At 65.5% G+C, this 17,109-nt stretch carries 19 protein-coding genes and 2 tRNA genes; 3 read left to right on the forward strand and 18 right to left on the reverse strand.

The features are described 5' to 3' along the window. Positions 1-4 precede the first annotated feature (4 nt). From AC07NC_RS15100 to AC07NC_RS15185, 18 genes are all read right to left on the reverse strand, one after another. Positions 5-1,489, reverse strand: coding sequence for an NADH-quinone oxidoreductase subunit M (locus AC07NC_RS15100; RefSeq protein WP_008259479.1), 1,485 nt, complete (start codon positions 1,487-1,489; stop codon positions 5-7). A gap of 4 nt (positions 1,490-1,493) precedes the next feature. Further along, positions 1,494-3,587, reverse strand: coding sequence for an NADH-quinone oxidoreductase subunit L (nuoL, locus tag AC07NC_RS15105; protein ID WP_494570020.1), 2,094 nt, complete (start codon positions 3,585-3,587; stop codon positions 1,494-1,496). 2 nt (positions 3,588-3,589) lie between these two features. Then, positions 3,590-3,898, reverse strand: a complete 309-nt coding sequence (gene nuoK / locus AC07NC_RS15110) for an NADH-quinone oxidoreductase subunit NuoK (protein ID WP_008264046.1) — start codon at positions 3,896-3,898, stop codon at positions 3,590-3,592. Beyond that, entirely contained in the window at positions 3,898-4,524 is a 627-nt protein-coding gene (locus tag AC07NC_RS15115; RefSeq protein WP_008262516.1) for an NADH-quinone oxidoreductase subunit J, read from the reverse strand. Before AC07NC_RS15115 ends, nuoK begins: the two co-directional genes overlap by 1 nt. A gap of 72 nt (positions 4,525-4,596) precedes the next feature. Beyond that, positions 4,597-5,088 (reverse strand): NADH-quinone oxidoreductase subunit NuoI, encoded by a 492-nt coding sequence (gene nuoI, locus AC07NC_RS15120; protein WP_008264332.1) that lies wholly within the window; start codon positions 5,086-5,088, stop codon positions 4,597-4,599. Continuing rightward, entirely contained in the window at positions 5,088-5,312 is a 225-nt protein-coding gene (locus AC07NC_RS15125; protein WP_008262419.1) for a hypothetical protein, read from the reverse strand. The genes nuoI and AC07NC_RS15125 overlap by 1 nt, the downstream gene beginning before the upstream one ends. Continuing rightward, on the reverse strand, positions 5,309-5,542 hold the full coding sequence (locus AC07NC_RS15130) for a hypothetical protein (RefSeq protein ID WP_040349591.1): 234 nt from the start codon (positions 5,540-5,542) through the stop codon (positions 5,309-5,311). The genes AC07NC_RS15125 and AC07NC_RS15130 overlap by 4 nt, the downstream gene beginning before the upstream one ends. Further along, on the reverse strand, positions 5,543-6,622 hold the full coding sequence (nuoH, locus tag AC07NC_RS15135; RefSeq protein ID WP_008261920.1) for an NADH-quinone oxidoreductase subunit NuoH: 1,080 nt from the start codon (positions 6,620-6,622) through the stop codon (positions 5,543-5,545). Between the two features lie 3 nt (positions 6,623-6,625). Beyond that, positions 6,626-8,671 (reverse strand): NADH-quinone oxidoreductase subunit NuoG, encoded by a 2,046-nt coding sequence (gene nuoG, locus AC07NC_RS15140; protein ID WP_494570021.1) that lies wholly within the window; start codon positions 8,669-8,671, stop codon positions 6,626-6,628. Further along, positions 8,671-8,916, reverse strand: coding sequence for a hypothetical protein (locus tag AC07NC_RS15145; RefSeq protein WP_035311070.1), 246 nt, complete (start codon positions 8,914-8,916; stop codon positions 8,671-8,673). The genes nuoG and AC07NC_RS15145 overlap by 1 nt, the downstream gene beginning before the upstream one ends. After that, positions 8,916-9,407, reverse strand: coding sequence for a hypothetical protein (locus AC07NC_RS15150; RefSeq protein ID WP_494570022.1), 492 nt, complete (start codon positions 9,405-9,407; stop codon positions 8,916-8,918). Before AC07NC_RS15150 ends, AC07NC_RS15145 begins: the two co-directional genes overlap by 1 nt. 2 nt (positions 9,408-9,409) lie before the next feature. After that, a complete protein-coding gene (gene nuoF / locus AC07NC_RS15155; RefSeq protein ID WP_492087309.1) occupies positions 9,410-10,723 on the reverse strand; it encodes an NADH-quinone oxidoreductase subunit NuoF in 1,314 nt (437 codons plus the stop codon). Between the two features lie 393 nt (positions 10,724-11,116). Next, positions 11,117-11,398 carry a hypothetical protein gene (locus tag AC07NC_RS15160; RefSeq protein WP_008263388.1) on the reverse strand — a complete coding sequence of 94 codons (282 nt, stop codon included), beginning with the start codon at positions 11,396-11,398 and terminating at the stop codon, positions 11,117-11,119. After that, on the reverse strand, positions 11,398-12,075 hold the full coding sequence (gene nuoE / locus AC07NC_RS15165) for an NADH-quinone oxidoreductase subunit NuoE (RefSeq protein ID WP_154725273.1): 678 nt from the start codon (positions 12,073-12,075) through the stop codon (positions 11,398-11,400). Before nuoE ends, AC07NC_RS15160 begins: the two co-directional genes overlap by 1 nt. Then, positions 12,072-13,346, reverse strand: a complete 1,275-nt coding sequence (locus AC07NC_RS15170; RefSeq protein ID WP_154725272.1) for an NADH-quinone oxidoreductase subunit D — start codon at positions 13,344-13,346, stop codon at positions 12,072-12,074. The genes nuoE and AC07NC_RS15170 overlap by 4 nt, the downstream gene beginning before the upstream one ends. Beyond that, positions 13,346-13,975 (reverse strand): NADH-quinone oxidoreductase subunit C, encoded by a 630-nt coding sequence (locus AC07NC_RS15175; RefSeq protein ID WP_494570023.1) that lies wholly within the window; start codon positions 13,973-13,975, stop codon positions 13,346-13,348. Before AC07NC_RS15175 ends, AC07NC_RS15170 begins: the two co-directional genes overlap by 1 nt. Beyond that, positions 13,972-14,595: a NuoB/complex I 20 kDa subunit family protein gene (locus tag AC07NC_RS15180; RefSeq protein WP_154725271.1), complete on the reverse strand. Its 624-nt coding sequence runs from the start codon at positions 14,593-14,595 to the stop codon at positions 13,972-13,974. The genes AC07NC_RS15175 and AC07NC_RS15180 overlap by 4 nt, the downstream gene beginning before the upstream one ends. Continuing rightward, positions 14,565-14,942, reverse strand: coding sequence for an NADH-quinone oxidoreductase subunit A (locus AC07NC_RS15185; protein WP_008262515.1), 378 nt, complete (start codon positions 14,940-14,942; stop codon positions 14,565-14,567). Before AC07NC_RS15185 ends, AC07NC_RS15180 begins: the two co-directional genes overlap by 31 nt. Positions 14,943-15,147: 205 nt before the next feature. Between AC07NC_RS15185 and AC07NC_RS15190 the strand changes: the two genes are divergently transcribed. The 3 genes from AC07NC_RS15190 (at position 15,148) to AC07NC_RS15200 (ending at position 17,107) form a co-directional block, all read left to right on the forward strand. After that, a complete protein-coding gene (locus tag AC07NC_RS15190) occupies positions 15,148-16,779 on the forward strand; it encodes an AbgT family transporter (RefSeq protein ID WP_494570024.1) in 1,632 nt (543 codons plus the stop codon). A 96-nt stretch (positions 16,780-16,875) separates the two neighbouring features. After that, a tRNA-Asp gene (locus tag AC07NC_RS15195) sits at positions 16,876-16,952 on the forward strand. Between the two features lie 81 nt (positions 16,953-17,033). Then, positions 17,034-17,107 (forward strand) — tRNA-Asp (locus tag AC07NC_RS15200). The last annotated feature ends 2 nt before the right edge of the window (positions 17,108-17,109 follow it).

A 17,109-nucleotide genomic window follows, 5' to 3' on the forward strand; every position in this document is an offset into this window, starting at 1 on the left:
GGTCTCACCCGCCGATCGCAACGCGATAGGCATTGGTCAGGGCCTCGACGGCGGGCCCGGTGTAATCGAGGACGGCGGCCGGATGGACGCCCAGCCACAGGGTGCCGAGGATCAGCGGCACGAACAGCAGCAGCTCACGCTTGTCGATGTCGGCGATGGTCATCAGCTTCGGATTGGTGATCTCGCCGAACATGACCGCCCGATACAGGGTCAGGGCATAGACGGCCGAGAAGATGACGCCCGAAGCTGCAACCAGGGCCGCCCAGGTCGAGGCCTGATAGGCGCCCGTCATGGTCAGGACTTCGCCGATGAAGCCCGAGGTGCCCGGCAGGCCGACGTTGGCCATGGTGAACATCAGGAAGATGGCGGCGAACCAGGGCATGCGCGACGTCAGGCCGCCGTAGAAGGCGATCTCACGCGTATGCATCCGGTCGTAGACGACGCCGACGCACAGGAACAGCGCGCCCGAGATCAGACCGTGGCTGATCATCTGGAACACCGCGCCCTGCATGCCCTGATAGTTGCCCGAGAAGATGCCCAGGGTGACGAAGCCCATGTGGGCGATCGACGAATAGGCGATCAGCTTCTTCATGTCCGTCTGACGCCAGGCGACCAGCGAGGTATAGACGATGGCGATGACCGACAGGGTGAAGACCAGCGGGCGGAACATCTCGGACGCAACCGGGAACATCGGCACGTTGAACAGGATGAAGCCGTAACCGCCCAGCTTCAGCAGGATGCCGGCCAGGATGACCGAACCCGCCGTCGGCGCCTGAACGTGGGCGTCGGGCAGCCAGGTGTGGACCGGCCACATCGGCATCTTCACCGCGAAGGAGGCGAAGAAGGCCAGCCACAACAGGGGCTGAACGGCCGGGTCGAAGGCGTATTGCTTCAGCTCGGGAATGCTGGTGGTGCCGGCGGTGTGCGACATCCACAGCATGGCCAGCAGCATCAGCACCGACCCCAGCAGGGTGTAGAGGAAGAACTTGTAGGCGGCGTAGATCCGGTTGGCGCCGCCCCAGATGCCGATGATCAGGAACATCGGCACCAGGGTGCCTTCGAAGAAGATGTAGAAGAGATACAGGTCCAGCGCCGTGAAGACGCCGATGACCAGGGTCTCCAGCACCAGGAAGGCGATCATATATTCGACGACGCGCGTCTCGACCGACTTCCAGCTGGCCAGGATGCAGATCGGCATCAGGAAGGCGGTCAGCAGGACGAACAGGATCGAGATCCCGTCGACGCCCAGATGATAGCTGGCCCCGGCGAACCAGGGGACCATTTCAACGAACTGATATCCGGGGTTCGACGGATCGAAACCGGCGACCAGCACGACCGAGACCGCCAGCACGACCAGGGTCGTGATCAGGGCGATCCAGCGCGCGGCCGGAGCGGCGGCGTCCTGGGACTTCGACGCCAGCCGGGCGAGGAAGATCGCCAGGGCGCCGGCCAGCGGCAGGAATGTAACGAGGCTCAGGATGTAGGGCACGGGCTCAGGCTCCCCACACGAGGATGGCGAAGGTGAGCAGACCGGCCACCCCGAGCAGCATCACGAAGGCATAATGATAGACGAAGCCGGACTGGAGCTTGCCCAGTCGTGCGGCGGATTTCAGCGACGCCCAGGCGGCGCCGTTCGGGCCGAGGCCGTCGATGATCTTCACGTCGACGATCTTCCAGAAGACGTCGCCCACGGCCTTGAAGCCGCGCACGAAGACGAAGTCGTACAACTCGTCGAAATACCACTTGTTGTACAGGAAGTTGTACAGGAACCCGCCCCGCTCGGCCATGCGACGGCCCATGCCTTCGCGGGCGACGTAGATCCAGTAGGCGAAGGCCGTACCGGTCAGGGTCAGGATCAGCGGCGACCACTTCACCCAGGTCGGGACGTCGTGGCTTTCGTGAAGCACATGGTTGTGCTCGCCGGTGAAGATGGCCCCACGCCAGAACTCATGCTCGTGATGGCCGATGAAATGCGGCGCGAACACGAAGCCCGCGGCGACGGCGCCGACCGACAGCAGGATCAGCGGAACCAGCATGACCCAGGGGCTCTCGTGCGGTTGCAGCGGACCGTGGTGGCCATGATCGTCATGCGCATGGTCGTCATGGGCGTGCGCATCGGAGACCGGCTCGGAATGGGTTTCCAGCTGGGCGTGCGAGGCGTGATCGTCGGCATGATGGGCGTCGCCCTCTTCCTTCCACACCGGCTTGTTGTGGAAGGTCATGAAGATCAGGCGCCAAGAGTAATAGGCCGTCAGACCGGCCGCGATCAGACCGATGGAGAAGGCGAACATGCCGACCGCCGAATGGCCCGAGGCGGCCGAGGCGAAGGCGCTCTCGATGATCGAGTCCTTCGAATAGAAGCCGGCGAAGCCGCCGACGCCGGGGATGCCCAGGCCGGTGATGGCGATGGTGCCGATGGTCATGACGGCATAGGTGATCGGCAGCAGCTTCCACAGCCCGCCCATCTTCCGCATGTCCTGCTCGTGGTGCATGCCGTGGATCACCGAACCGGCGCCCAGGAACAGCAGGGCCTTGAAGAAGGCGTGGGTGAACAGGTGGAACATGGCCGCCTGATAGGCGCCGACGCCCGCCGCGAAGAACATGTAGCCCAGTTGCGAACAGGTCGAATAGGCGATGACCCGCTTGATGTCGTTCTGGGTCAGGCCGACCGTGGCGGCGAACAGGGCCGTGATCGCGCCGATGATGGCGATGATCTGCGAGGCGCCCGGCGCATACTCATAGATGGGCGACAGCAGGCAGACCATATAGACGCCGGCGGTCACCATGGTGGCGGCGTGGATCAGGGCCGAAACCGGGGTCGGGCCTTCCATCGCGTCCGGCAGCCAGGTGTGCAGGAAGAACTGGGCCGACTTGCCCATGGCGCCGATGAACAGCAGGAAGCCGGCCAGGTCGAGCGCGGACCACTGGACGCCCAGGAACTCCCAGGTTGTGCCCGCCTTGGTCGCGACCAGCGGGAACAGCTCGGCGAACTCGATCGTGCCGTACATCCAGAAGATGGTGATGATGCCCAGCACGAAGCCGAAGTCGCCGACGCGGTTGACGACGAAGGCCTTGATGGCGGCGGCGCTGGCGGTCGGCTTCTTGAACCAGAAGCCGATCAGCAGATACGAGGCCAGACCCACGCCTTCCCAGCCGAAGAACAGCTGCATGAAGTCGGCGGCCGTCACCAGCGCCAGCATCATGAAGGTGAACAGGGACAGATAGGCGAAGAAGCGCGGCCGGCTGTCGTCCTCGGCCATATAGCCCCAGGAATACAGGTGGACCAGCGACGAGACGCTGGTGACCACGATCAGCATGGTCGCCGACAGGGCGTCGATGCGGATCGACCAGGCCGACTGGAAGTCGCCCACATTGATGAAGGGCGCCAGGCGGATGGTGAAGGGCTCCAGATGGCCCCAGGTCCACTGGCCGAACACCGTCCAGGCCACGGCGCACGAGAAGAACAGCAGACCGGTCGTGAGGGTCTGCGACGGGATGTCGCCGATGCGGCGGCCGAACAGGCCGGCGACGGTCGCGCCCAGCAGCGGGGCGAAGATCCCGAGAATGATCAGGGTGTGGAGGTTCACGCTCAGCCCTTCATCACGGAGGCGTCGTCGACGGCGATGTCGCCGCGGTTACGGAAGAAGGTCACCAGGATGGCCAGGCCGACGGCGGCCTCGGCCGCGGCGACGGTCAGGACGAACATCGCCATGATCTGCCCGCTGATGTCGTTCAGATAGGTCGAGAAGGCGACGAAGTTGATGTTCACGGCCAGCAGGATCAGTTCGATCGACATCAGGATGATGATGACGTTCTTGCGGTTCACGAAGATGCCGAAGACCCCGATGGTGAACAGGATCGCCGCCACGCTGAGATAATGGATGAGACCGATGTCCATCAGAGAAGCTCCTCGGGCGAGACGCCCTGCCCGGTCTGGACCGATTTGACCTCCATCGCCTTGGCGGCGGAGCGGTTGACCTGGTCGGTGATGTTCTGGCGCTTGATATGCGGCTTGTGGCGCAGGGTCAGGGTGATGGCCCCGATCATGGCGATCAGCAGCACGATCCCGGCCGCCTGGAAGAAGTAGATATAGTCGGTGTAGAGCACCCGGCCGATGGCCTCGACATTGCTCATGTCGGGATCGGGCGCGCCGGGCCCGGCCAGACCGGCGGTCGCCCCGCCCTGGATGACGGCGCTGGACACCAGGATCATCTCGGCCAGCAGAACGGCGGCGATGACGGCCCCGATGGGCAGGTATCGGGCGTAGCCCTCGCGCAGCTTCAGGAAGTCGACGTCCAGCATCATGACGACGAACAGGAACAGCACGGCGACCGCGCCGACGTAGACGACGACCAGCAGCATGGCCAGGAACTCGGCCCCCAGCAGGACGAACAGACCCGCCGCCGAGAAGAAGGCGAGGATCAACCACAGCACGCTGTGCACCGGATTGCGCGCGGTCACGACCAGAAGGCCGGACACCACGGCGGTCGCCGCCAGCAGATAGAAGGCTATGCCTTGCAGCATGTCGGGACGAAGCCCCTTTCGTAGCGGCCGCGACCCCCGTTTGGGAATCGCCGACCCGTTAGCGTGAGCGCCTTAGCGGTAAGGCGCGTCGAGTTCCAGATTCTTGGCGATCTGCCGTTCCCAGCGATCCCCATTGTCGAGCAGTCGGGCCTTGTCGAACAGCAGCTCCTCGCGCGTTTCGACGGCGTATTCGGAGTTCGGCCCCTCGACGATGGCGTCCACCGGGCAGGCCTCCTGGCACAGGCCGCAGTAGATGCACTTGACCATGTCGATGTCGTAGCGGGTCGTGCGACGGCTGCCGTCGGCGCGCGGTTCGGCCTCGATGGTGATGGCCTGGGCGGGGCAGATGGCCTCGCACAGCTTGCAGGCGATGCAGCGTTCCTCGCCGCTCGGATAACGGCGCAGGGCGTGTTCGCCGCGGAAGCGCGGCGACTGCGGGTTCCGCTCGAACGGATAGTTCACGGTCGCCTTGGGGCGGGCCATGTACTTCAGGGTCAGGCCGATGGCGCCGATGGCGTCGAGCATCATCGCGCCCTTGGCGGCCTGGGCGATACGAGTGAACATCAGAAGCGATCCTCTGGCGCCGGGGCGCCGTTGGTTGAAGTCTGGGCGGGGGCGGCCGGGGCCGCTCCCTGAGTCTGGCCTTTGGCCTGGCCGTCGCGCCATTCACGCTCGATGCGCTCCTGGCGGCGTTCCCATTGATAGCCGGACTCGGGCATGCGCGTATCGGGCGCACAAGCCGTCGTCAGGGGTGCGAACGCCAGCAGCATGAGGCTCAGACGGTTCATGCCCCGCCTCCCCGCAGCACGTCCTTGCAGTCCATGTCCTTATAGCGCGGATCGTCCCGGTTCATCATCCGGCACAGGTTGACCCGTTCGCCGCCGCGGCGCGCGTCATCCTCGCGCCGCTCCAGGGACGCGGCCGGATCGGTCGGCGCCGGAGCGGCGATGGGCGCGAAGGTGCAGGCGGCGAGGCCCCACGACGCGACCAGGGCCAGGATGACGGTGCGTGGGCTCATCTACGCACCCACCGCGAAGACGCGCCAGGCGGCGGTGATGACCACGGCCACCAGCGACGCGGGCAGGAATATCTTCCAGCCCAGGCGCATCAGCTGGTCGTAGCGGTAGCGGGGCACGAAGGCCTTCACCAGAGCGATGGCCAGGAACCAGAACACCGTCTTGGTGAGGAAGGTCAGCAGATAGATCGTATAGGCGATCCAGGCCGGCAGGCCGTCCAGCGTCTCCTGCGACAGGAAGCCGGGGTTCCAGCCGCCGAAGAACAGGATGCTGATCATCGCCGACATGAAGACGATGTTGACGTACTCGCCCATCATGAACAGCAGATAGGTCGTCGAGCTGTATTCGACCTGATAGCCGGCTACCAGTTCGGACTCGGCTTCAGGCAGGTCGAACGGCGGACGGTTGGTTTCGGCCAGGGCCGAGACGAAGAAGACGATCGACATCGGGAACAGGACCACGATCAGGGGCCAGGTGCCCTGCCCGCCGCCGAAGGCGTACCAGTTCCAGAAATAGCCGCTCTGGCCCTCGACGATCTGCGACAGGTTCATCGTGCCGGCCAGCAGGATCACATTGATGATGATCAGGCCCAGCGAGACTTCATAGGACACCATCTGCGCCGCCGAACGCAGCGAACCCAGGAACGGATACTTCGAGTTCGAAGCCCAGCCGCCCATGATGATGCCGTACACGCCCAACGACGAGACGGCGAAGATGTACAGGATGCCGACGTTCAGGTCCGACACCACCCAGCCCGGCGCGAACGGGATCACCGCCCAGGCCATGAAGGCCAGGACCACGGTGATGATCGGCGCCAGGATGAAGACCGCCTTGTCGGCGCCGGAGGGGATGACCACCTCCTTGAGCACGAACTTGATCATGTCCGCGAAGGACTGAAGCAGGCCGAAGGGGCCGACGACGTTCGGCCCCTTGCGCATCTGCACCGAAGCCCAGACCTTGCGGTCGGCCAGCAGCAGGAAGGCGACGGCGATCAGCACGCCGACCGTGATCAGCAGAATCTGACCGACGGTGATCAGCGTCCAGCCGCCCGGCGTGGCCCAAAAGGAAACAGCAGCGTCCATGACTTACTCCGCCGCCATCGCGACCGGGGCGATCCGCAGGGCGGACAGCTCGGCCATGGTCGCGCTGGCGCGCGCGATCGGGTTGGAAAGATAGGGGTCCGTGATCGCCGAGGCGAAGACCCGGTCGCCCAGGTCGCCCTTGACGCCCAGCTTGGACGGATCGAAGGCGGCCGGCGCGGGCAGATAGTCGATCCGGCCGAAGGTCGGATGATCGGCCATCAGCTTGGCGCGCAGCTGATCCAGGGTGTCGTAAGGCAGGGTCTGGTCGACGCGGGCGGACAGGGCGCGGATGATGGCCCAGTCTTCCTTGGCCTCGCCCTTGGGGAAGACGACGCGTTCGGCCATCTGCACCCGGCCCTCGGTGTTGACGTACAGGCCCGACTTCTCGGTATAGGCCGCGCCGGGCAGGATGACGTCGGCGCCGTGCGCGCCGCGGTCGCCGTGGCTGCCCAGATAGACACGGAAGGCGTTCGAACCGGTCGGATCGACCTCGTCGGCGCCCAGCAGGAACAGCACGTCCAGCGCGCCGGGCTTCAGCATGTCCGAGACCGTCAGACCGCCTTCAGCCGGCACGAAGCCCATGTCCAGGCCGCCGACGCGCGCGGCGGCGTGGTGCAGGACGTTGAAGCCGTTCCAGCCTTCGCTGACGACGCCGACCTTCTTGGCCAGGGCGCCCAGGGCGTTCAGGACGGCGGCGCCGCCCTCCCCGTTCAGCGCGCCGGAGCCGACGATGATCGCCGGACGCTCGGCCTTGGTCAGGAAGTCCATCGCCGACTTCGGCAGCTTGGCCAGGGTCTTCGAACCGGCGCCCAGATAGGCATAGTCGAAGGTCAGGTCGGCCTGTTCGCCGATGATGCCGATCTCGACCCCGCCCTTGATCCAGCTCTTGCGCAGGCGGGCGTTCAGCAGCGGCGCCTCGATGCGCGGGTTCACACCCACGATCAGAATGGCGTCAGCCTTTTCAATGCCTTCCAGGCCGGAGTTGAACAGCCAGCTCTCGCGCGGGCCATAGCCGAGCGCAGCGCCGTCCTGGCGGCAGTCGGTGTTCTTCGAGCCCAGGGCGCGGAACAGGTCCAGCGTCGCCTTCATCGACTCAGCGTCCTGCAGGTCGCCGGCGATCACGCCGATGCGGTCGGCAGGGGCGGCCTTCAGCTTGGCGGCGACGGCTTCCAGGGCCTCGTTCCACGAGGCGGCGCGCAGCTTGCCGTTCTCACGGATCCACGGGCGGTCCAGGCGGCGGGCGGTCAGGCCGTCGACGACATAGCGGCTCTTGTCCGACAGCCACTCCTCGTTGATGCCCTCGTTGACGCGCGGCAGGACCCGCATGACCTCGGAGCCGCGGAAGTCGGCGCGGATGTTCGAGCCCAGGGCGTCCATGACGTCGATGGTCTCGGTCTTCTTCAGTTCCCACGGACGATAGTGGTACTGCCAGGGCCGGTGCGTCAGGGCGCCGACGGGGCACAGGTCATTGACGTTGCCCGACAGTTCCGACCCGACCGACTTCTCCAGATAGGTGGTGATCTCGGCGTCCTCGCCGCGCGAGATCATGCCGATGTCCGGCACGCCGGCGACCTCGGTGATGAAGCGGACGCAACGGGTGCACTGGATGCACCGCGTCATGAAGGTCTTGATCGTCGGACCCATGTTCTTTTCTTCGACCGCGCGCTTGTTCTCGGCATAGCGAGAGCCGTCGCGGCCATAGGCCATGGACTGGTCCTGAAGATCGCACTCGCCGCCCTGGTCGCAGATCGGGCAATCCAGCGGGTGGTTGATCAGCAGGAATTCCATCACGCCTTCCCGGGCCTTCTTGACCATCGGGGTGTCGGTGAAGATTTCCTGGCCGTCGGCGGCCGGCAGGGCGCACGAAGCCTGGGGCTTCGGCGGCCCAGGCTTCACCTCGACCAGGCACATGCGGCAGTTGCCGGCGATGGACAGGCGCTCGTGATAGCAGAAGCGCGGGATTTCCTGCCCCGCGCGCTCGGCGACCTGGAGCACGGTCATCCCGGGCTCGAACTCGACTTCGACGCCGTTGACCTTGGCGATGGGCATTATTCTCGAACTCCGCCGTAAGGGCTGTCTACCAGGGTCAGACGTGTCTCGACCCGTTCGATACGTTGATCCAGGCGATCCAGGCGACGATTGACGCCTGCAAGGCCCTCCCCCACGTGAGTCATGCGGACCTTCAGGTCGTGCATGTCCTCACCGAGGCGATCCATCTTGGTTTCCATCGACGTCAAAAGCCCTTCGACGCGACGCTGGATTTGAAGGACGAGGTTGTCGGGTTCATCCGCCATCACCGCGCCTCCTCTTCTGCGGGAACGGCCAACTCGGCCTGTTCCTTCGTCCCATCCGGGAGGGTCTGGGTGATGGTGATCGCCTGGGCGTCCATGACGTAGCGGATCACCGGATCGTCCGACTGATTCATCCAGCGAACGAGGGTGGGATCGGGCAGATCGAGCGGTTTCCACACGATCAGGTCTTTCTCGACCCGGCAGTCGGCGCGCATCCGGCCGCCGTCGACCGGGGCCCGCCACGAGGCGTGAACCACTCCGCCGTCGACGCCATCGACGTTGATCGCCATCGGCTCTTGCCCGTGAACAGCGGCCAAACCGGCGCGGCAGACGCGACGCAGGTCGGTGGCGTTCAGGGCCTCGGGCGCCGTCTGCACGGAGTCGGAAGGCTTCGCCGCAGCCGCAACCTTTTCCGCAGGCGTGGGCGCAGCTTCACGCTCGCCGCAGGCGGCGAGTGCGAAGGCTCCGATCACGATGGCGGGTGAAAGGCGCATGCCTACTCCGCCGCGATCGCGTGGCCGGCGAAGTTCGCGCGGCGGCTGCGGTAGTTGGCGATACGCTCTTCGATCTCGTGACGGAAGTGACGGATCAGGCCCTGCACCGGCCAGGCGGCCGCGTCGCCCAGGGCGCAGATGGTGTGGCCTTCGACCTGACCGGCGACGTCCAGCAGCAGGTCGATTTCCGACGGATCGGCCTCGCCCACCGACATCCGCTCCAGCACGCGCCACATCCAGCCGGTGCCTTCGCGGCACGGCGTACACTGGCCGCAGCTCTCGTGCTTGTAGAAATAGCTGATGCGGGCGATGGCCTTCACCAAGTCGGTGGAGTTGTCCATCACGATGACGGCGGCGGTGCCCAGGCCCGAGCGCATTTCGCGCAGACTGTCGAAGTCCATCAGCGCCGTCTCGGACATTTCGCGCGTGATCAGCGGCACGGACGAGCCGCCCGGAATGATCGCCTTCAGATTGTCCCAGCCGCCGCGCACGCCGCCGCAGTGTTCTTCCAGCAGTTGCCGCAGCGGGATCGACATGGCCTCTTCGACCACGCAGGGCGCGTTCACATGGCCCGAGATGGCCATCAGCTTGGTGCCGGTGTTGTTCGGACGACCAAAGCCCGCGAACCAGCCGGCGCCGCGACGCAGGATGGTGCCGACGACCGCGATGGACTCGACGTTGTTCACCGTGGTGGGGCAGCCGTACAGGCCCGCGCCGGCCGGGAACGGCGGCTTCAGACGGGGTTGGCCCTTCTTGCCTTCCAGGGATTCCAGCAGGGCGGTCTCTTCGCCGCAGATATAGGCGCCGGCGCCGTGGTGGATATAGACGTCGAAGTCCCAGCCGTGGACGTTGTCCTTGCCGATCAGACGGGCCTCATAGGCCTGCTTGACCGCCGCCTCCATCCGCTCGCGTTCCAGCACATATTCGCCGCGCAGATAGATGTAGCAGGCGTGGGCCTGCATCGCGAAGCTGGCGATCAGGCAGCCTTCGATCAGCAGCTGGGGATCATGGCGCATGATCTCCCGGTCCTTGCAGGTGCCGGGTTCGGATTCGTCGGCGTTGACGACCAGGTAGTGAGGACGATCCTTCACCTCCTTGGGCATGAAGGACCACTTCAACCCGGTCGAGAACCCGGCGCCGCCGCGGCCGCGCAGGCCCGACGCCTTGACGTTGTTGATGATCCAGTCGCGGCCAAGGTCCAGCATGTCCTTGGTGGCGTTCCAGGCCCCGCGTTTCTTCGCCCCGTCCAGCGTCCAGTCCTGGAAGCCGTACAGATTGGTGAAGATCCGGTCCTTGTCTTCGAGAATGCCGACCATCAGGCTGCTCCTACGTCTGCGCCGACGGGGGGGACCGAGAGCGGACTGGCGTTCGAGGCCGAGATCGCGCTGGCCGGGCGGCGGCTGACGAGGTTCAGGGCTGGGATTGTTACGCGGTTCGGAAGCATTAGCAGGACCGGGTGAAGGCGTAGATGAAGCGGCCGCGGGGGCGACCGAAGGCGAGGGTGGCGGGGGTTCCGCCGATACGGGTCCGGCGCTCAGCGACAGACTGGCCGCGCCGGCCAGATTGGCCAGCAGCCTGCCTGTGCCGGACGGGCTCCACCCGCCCCGGCCGCGCTTGGGCGCGCGGCGCCCTGCCCGTTTCTGATCCATCGACATGGCGCCCCCCGGCACGCTGCATCGAATTCATGGAACCACAATCGATCAACGGCGTCATGACGACATGACGTCCAACTGGCGCATCCGGCGTTTGTGGTGCCGGTTTCGGGCGTAGATGGCGCCGATGACGCAGGCCCAGCCGGCGCCGAGCATGACGTAGGACAGGGTGAAGGCCCAGTCGCCCAGGCCCGGCGTTCCCTGACGGGTCAGCAAAATCAGCATGGCCGCGCCGACCACCAGCGCGAGCCCGCCCGCGCGCAGGGGCCGTGCGACAAGGCGCAGCTCCTTGCGGTACGCGGCGCGGCCTTCGTCGCTGTCGAGGTCGGGCGCAGGCATCAGGCGGGGGCCTTCTCGACCGGCGCAGGGTCGCTGTTGGGCAGTTTGGCGATCGGCTGGGCGGCCGAACCGTCGTACAGTTTCGGATCCAGCAGGGTCTTGGCCCCGCCGGCCGGCTCGGACGTGGCGCGCCCCTGATAGGAGCCCGGCTTGGGCGTCTTGCCGGCGGCGAAGTCGTCGATGATCTGGGCCAGGGACTCGGGCGTCAGGTCCTCGAAATAATAGTCGTTGATCTGGGCCATGGGCGCGTTGGAACAGGCGCCCAGGCATTCGACTTCCTGCCAGGTGAAGCGGCCGTCGGCGGACAGATGGTCCTTGGGACCGATCTTCTCCTTGCAGACCTTCATCAGCTCATTGGCGCCGCGCAGCATGCAGGGCGTCGTGCCGCACACCTGGATCAGGGCGGTCTTGCCGACCGGCTCGAGCATGAACATGGTGTAGAAGGTCGCGACCTCCAGCACCCGGATGAAGGGCATGCCCAGCAGTTCGCCGATGGCGCGGATGGCGGGCTCGGAGACCCAGCCTTCCTGCTTCTGGACCAGCCACAGGATCGGGATCACCGCCGATTGGCGACGGTTTTCCGGATACTTCTTGATCCACCATTCGGCCTTGGCCGTCGTATCGGCCGAGAAGGCGAACGAGGCCGGTTGTTCCTTGGCGAGACGACGAACGCTCATCGGTCCACTTCTCCGAAAACGATGTCGAGCGAGCCCAGGATGGCGGAGACGTCGGCCAGCTGGTGGCCGCTGTTGATCCAGTCCATCGCCTGCAGGTGACGGAAGCCCGGCGCCGAGATCTTGACGCGATAGGGTTTGTTGGTGCCGTCAGACACCAGATAGATGCCGAACTCGCCCTTGGGCGCCTCGACCGAGGCATAGACCTCGCCCTCAGGCGTCTTGAAGCCTTCGGTATACAGTTTGAAGTGATGGATCAGGGATTCCATCGACCGCTTCATCTCGCCGCGACGCGGCGGAACGATCTTGTTGTCCTCGAGCATCACCGGTTCGCCGGGGCAGTTGCGCAGCTTGTGGATGCACTGCTCCATGATCCGCACCGACTGCTTCATCTCCTCGATGCGGCAGAGGTAACGGTCCCAGCAGTCGCCGTTCTTGCCGACCGGAATATCGAACTCCAGCTCGGCGTAGCACTCATAGGGCTGCGACTTGCGCAGATCCCAGGCGATGTCGGAGCCGCGCAGCATGACGCCGGTGAAGCCCCAGGCCAGGGCCTGTTCCTTGGACACCACGCCGATGTCGACGTTGCGCTGCTTGAAGATGCGGTTTTCGGTGACCAGGCTCTCGATATCGGTCAGGGCCTTGGGGAATTCCTGGCACCAGCGACCGATGTCGTCGATCAGGTCCATCGGCAGATCCTGGTGGACGCCGCCGGGACGGAAATAGTTGGCGTGGAGACGCGCCCCGCTGGCGCGCTCGTAGAAGACCATCAGCTTTTCGCGCTCTTCGTGGCCCCACAGCGGGGGCGTCAGGGCGCCGACGTCCATGGCCTGCATGGTCGCGTTCAGCAGGTGGTTCCCGATCCGGCCGATTTCCGAATACAGCACCCGGATCAGCTGGGCCCGGTAGGGAACCTCGACGCCGAGCAGCTTCTCGATGGCTAGGCAGAAGGCGTGTTCCTGGTTCATCGGCGCGACATAGTCGAGCCGGTCCAGATAGGGCACGTTCTGCAGATAGGTGCGCGCCTCCATCAGCTTCTCGGTGCCGCGGTGCAGCAGGCCGATGTGCGGATCGACGCGTTCGACGATCTCGCCGTCCAGCTCCAGCACCAGCCGCAGCACGCCGTGCGCGGCCGGGTGTTGCGGGCCGAAGTTGATGGTGAACTTGCGGTCGTCCATGTCCTTGGCGTGCGCGGTGCGGTGATCGACCGGCATGTCCTCGAACGGATCGACAGCGCCGTTCACGGGCGCGGTTACGGGGGCTCCGTCAGCCATCAGCCCTTCACTCCAGCCTTTTCGTCGCCGGGAAGCACGGGCGCCGGGTAGTCGGCGCCTTCCCACGGCGACAGGAAGTCGAACGTCCGGAATTCCTGCGTCAGCTTGACCGGCTCATAAACGACCCGCTTCTGCTCTTCGTCGTAGCGGACCTCGACATAGCCCGTCATCGGGAAGTCCTTGCGCAGCGGATGGCCTTCGAAGCCATAGTCCGTCAGCAGACGGCGCATGTCCGGATGCCCCGAGAAGATCACGCCGTACATGTCGTAGGCTTCGCGCTCGAACCAGCCGGCCGACGGATAGACCCCGGTCACGGTGGCGACGGGCTGGACCTCGTCGGTCACGACCTTGACGCGGACCCGGGCGTTCCGGGTCATCGACAGCAGGTGATAGACGACCTCGAACCGCTCCTCGCGATCCGGATAGTCGGCGCCGCACAGATCCAGCAGCTGCTGGAAGCCGAACTGGTCGCGCAGCGCGGTCATGACCTCGACGATCCGCTCGCGCGGCGCCAGCAGGGTCAGCTCGCCGAAGGCGACCTGCGCCTCGACGCCCAGAGCCCCGACCATCTCGGTGCCCATCGGCGTCAAAGCGGCCTCGAACCGTTCTTGAACAGCCAGCGAGCTCATCGGTCGATGGTCCCCGTGCGGCGGATCTTCTTCTGCAGCTGCAGCAGGCCGTACAGCAGGGCCTCGGCCGTCGGCGGGCAACCCGGGACATAGACGTCCACCGGCACCACGCGGTCGCAACCGCGAACGACGCTGTAGCTGTAGTGATAATAGCCGCCGCCGTTGGCGCAGCTGCCCATGGACACGACATAGCGCGGGTCGGGCATCTGGTCGTAGACCTTGCGGATGGCCGGGGCCATCTTGTTGGTCAGGGTGCCGGCGACGATCATCAGGTCCGAGTGACGCGGGCTGCCGCGCGGAGCCATGCCGAAGCGTTCGACGTCGAAGCGCGGCATCGACATCTGGATCATTTCGACGGCGCAGCACGCCAGGCCGAAGGTCATCCACATCAGCGAGCCGGTGCGCGCCCAGGTGATGACGTCGTCCAGCGAGGCGGTCAGGAAGCCGCGCTCGCCCAGCTCCATGTTGACCGACTCGAAGAACTTGTCGTGGATCTTGGGGTCATAGCCCTCGACCATCGAACGCGCGGCCGAATTGGCGGGAACCAGGGGACCCGCCGAAACGCCGGGCAGCGGCGAGGAAGGCGCGACTATTCCCATTCCAGGGCTCCCTTCTTCCATTCGTAGATGAAGCCGATGGTCAGGACGCCCAGGAAGACCATCATCGACCAGAAGGCGAAGATCATTCCGGCGTGCGACAGGTCGAACATCGACACCGCCCACGGGAACAGGAAGGCGACTTCCAGATCGAAGATGATGAACAGGATCGACACCAGATAGAAGCGTACGTCGAACTTCATCCGGGCGTCGTCGAAGGCGTTGAACCCGCACTCATAGGCGGACAGCTTCTCTGAATCGGGGCTCTTGGGCGCCAGCAGCATCGGCAGGGCGATGAAGAGCACGCCGATGAAGGCGGCGATGCCGGCGAAGATAATGACCGGCAGATATTCGAGCAGAAATGCGTTCATTCAAAGAACCTCGGCCGCCGGGGAGAGGCGGGATTCGGCGCTTCTTAGACCCAACGTTCGCGAGGTTCAAACCCCTGCGTCCATTGGTTTTTTGTTGAGAACGGATCGCAAGTTCCCGGGCCATATGTCGCAGCCCCGACGCTTGCGGTTCTGGCCCCTTCCCGGCCCTACTGCCGCCTTGAAATCCCAACCGAAAGTCATCCGCATGAGCCTGGGCGCCCGTGTCCTGAACACCGTCGAGCGGGTCGGGAATCGCCTGCCCGATCCCGTCTTCCTGTTTCTGTGGCTGATCGCCGGCCTGATCGTGCTGAGTCTGGTCGGGGCCGGACTGGGCTGGTCGGCGGTCAATCCGGTGACGGGGGACCGTCTGGTCGCGCAAAGCCTGCTGTCGCCCGAAAATCTGGAGCGGCTGATCATCGGCATGCCGCGCACCCTGGCGGACTTCCCGCCGCTGGGGATCGTCATCACCATCATCTACGGCGCGGCGGTGGCCGAAAGGACGGGGATGTTCTCCACGGCGATTCGCGGCGCGCTTCTGAATGCGCCCCGCGCCATATTGACGCCGGTCGTCGTGATCACCGGCATGGTGTCGCACCATGCATCCGACGCCTCCTATGTGGTGGTGATTCCCTTGGCGGCGGTGATTTTCGCGGCGGCGGGGCGTCATCCCCTGGCCGGCCTGGCTGCAGGCTTCGCCGCCGTGTCGGGCGGTTACGCCGGCAATCTGTTCCCCGGCGCCAGCGACGCCCTGATCCTGGGCATCACCGAGCCCGCCGCCCACCTGATCGATCCGTCCTATTCGGTGAACATCGCCGGCAACTGGTTCTTCATCGTCGGGGTGGTGTTCGTCTTCACCCCCATCGTCTGGTTCCTGACCGACCGGGTGATCGAGCCGCGGCTGGGCAAATGGACCCCGTCCGAAGGCGTCGCCGCCCCTGCGACCTCGGAAAAGGAGCCCCTGACCGCGGCCCAGAGACGCGGTCTCCAATTCGCCGGCCTGGCCCTCCTGGCCATGATCGGTCTGTGGACCCTGATCACCCTGCTGCCGGGCTCGCCCTTCGTGGACCCCGACGCCGACCCGGAACAGAGGTTCAATCCCCTGTACCGTTCGCTGGTCGCCTTCTTCGCCGTGGTCTTCTTTGTCACGGGCGCGGCCTTTGGGGCGGGATCCGGCTCGATCCAGTCCCATCGCGACCTGGTGCGGATGATGCGCGACGGCATCGCCCAGCTGGCGCCCTATATCGTCCTGGCCTTCTTCGCCGCGCATTTCGTGGCCATGTTCAACTGGTCGGGCCTGGGGCCGATCCTGGCGGTCAACGCGGCCGCCGAGTTGAAGAGCCTGGCCCTGCCCGCGCCCCTCCTGCTGATCTGCGTCGTCCTGGTGTCCTGTTTCTTTGATCTGTTCATCGGCTCGGCCTCGGCCAAATGGTCGGCCCTGGCCCCCATCGTCGTGCCGATGTTCATGCTGCTGGGCATTTCGCCGGAGATGACGACAGCCGCCTACCGCATGGGCGATTCGGTGACGAACATCGCCACGCCGCTGATGAGCTATTTCCCGCTGATCCTGACCTTCGCCCAGCGCTGGGATCCGCGCTTCGGCCTGGGCTCCCTGATGGCGACCATGTTGCCTTACGCCGGGGCCTTCCTGGTGGCCGGCCTGACCATGGTGGCGGCCTGGGTGGCCTTCGACCTGCCGGTGGGGCCCGGCGTGGGCGTTCATTACGAGCCGCCCGCCCCGGCCGTCGCCGCTCAGGAGCCCGCCTCGGGCGGCCTGTCGGGCCCGCACAGCCCGCCCCAGGCGGCCGCAGTCCCTCCGTCCACGCCCCTTCCGCGCTGAGGCGGGTCTTTCTCGGAAAAGGCCGCTTGACGCGCTGGGTCAGCCCGCCTAAACGACGCCCCTCGCCGGGGCGTACAGCCGCTTCGGCCGGGAAACGCGGGTGTAGCTCAGTTGGTTAGAGTGCCGGCCTGTCACGCCGGAGGTCGCGGGTTCGAGCCCCGTCACTCGCGCCACTCTTTCTAGAAATAGACAGAGTGGCGCTACCGCCTTCCCTTCATAGTTTTCGAAACAACTCAAAAGTTTCGACCTGATACGCGGGTGTAGCTCAGTTGGTTAGAGTGCCGGCCTGTCACGCCGGAGGTCGCGGGTTCGAGCCCCGTCACTCGCGCC

This window comes from Brevundimonas sp. GW821-FHT10A07 (assembly GCF_059415785.1).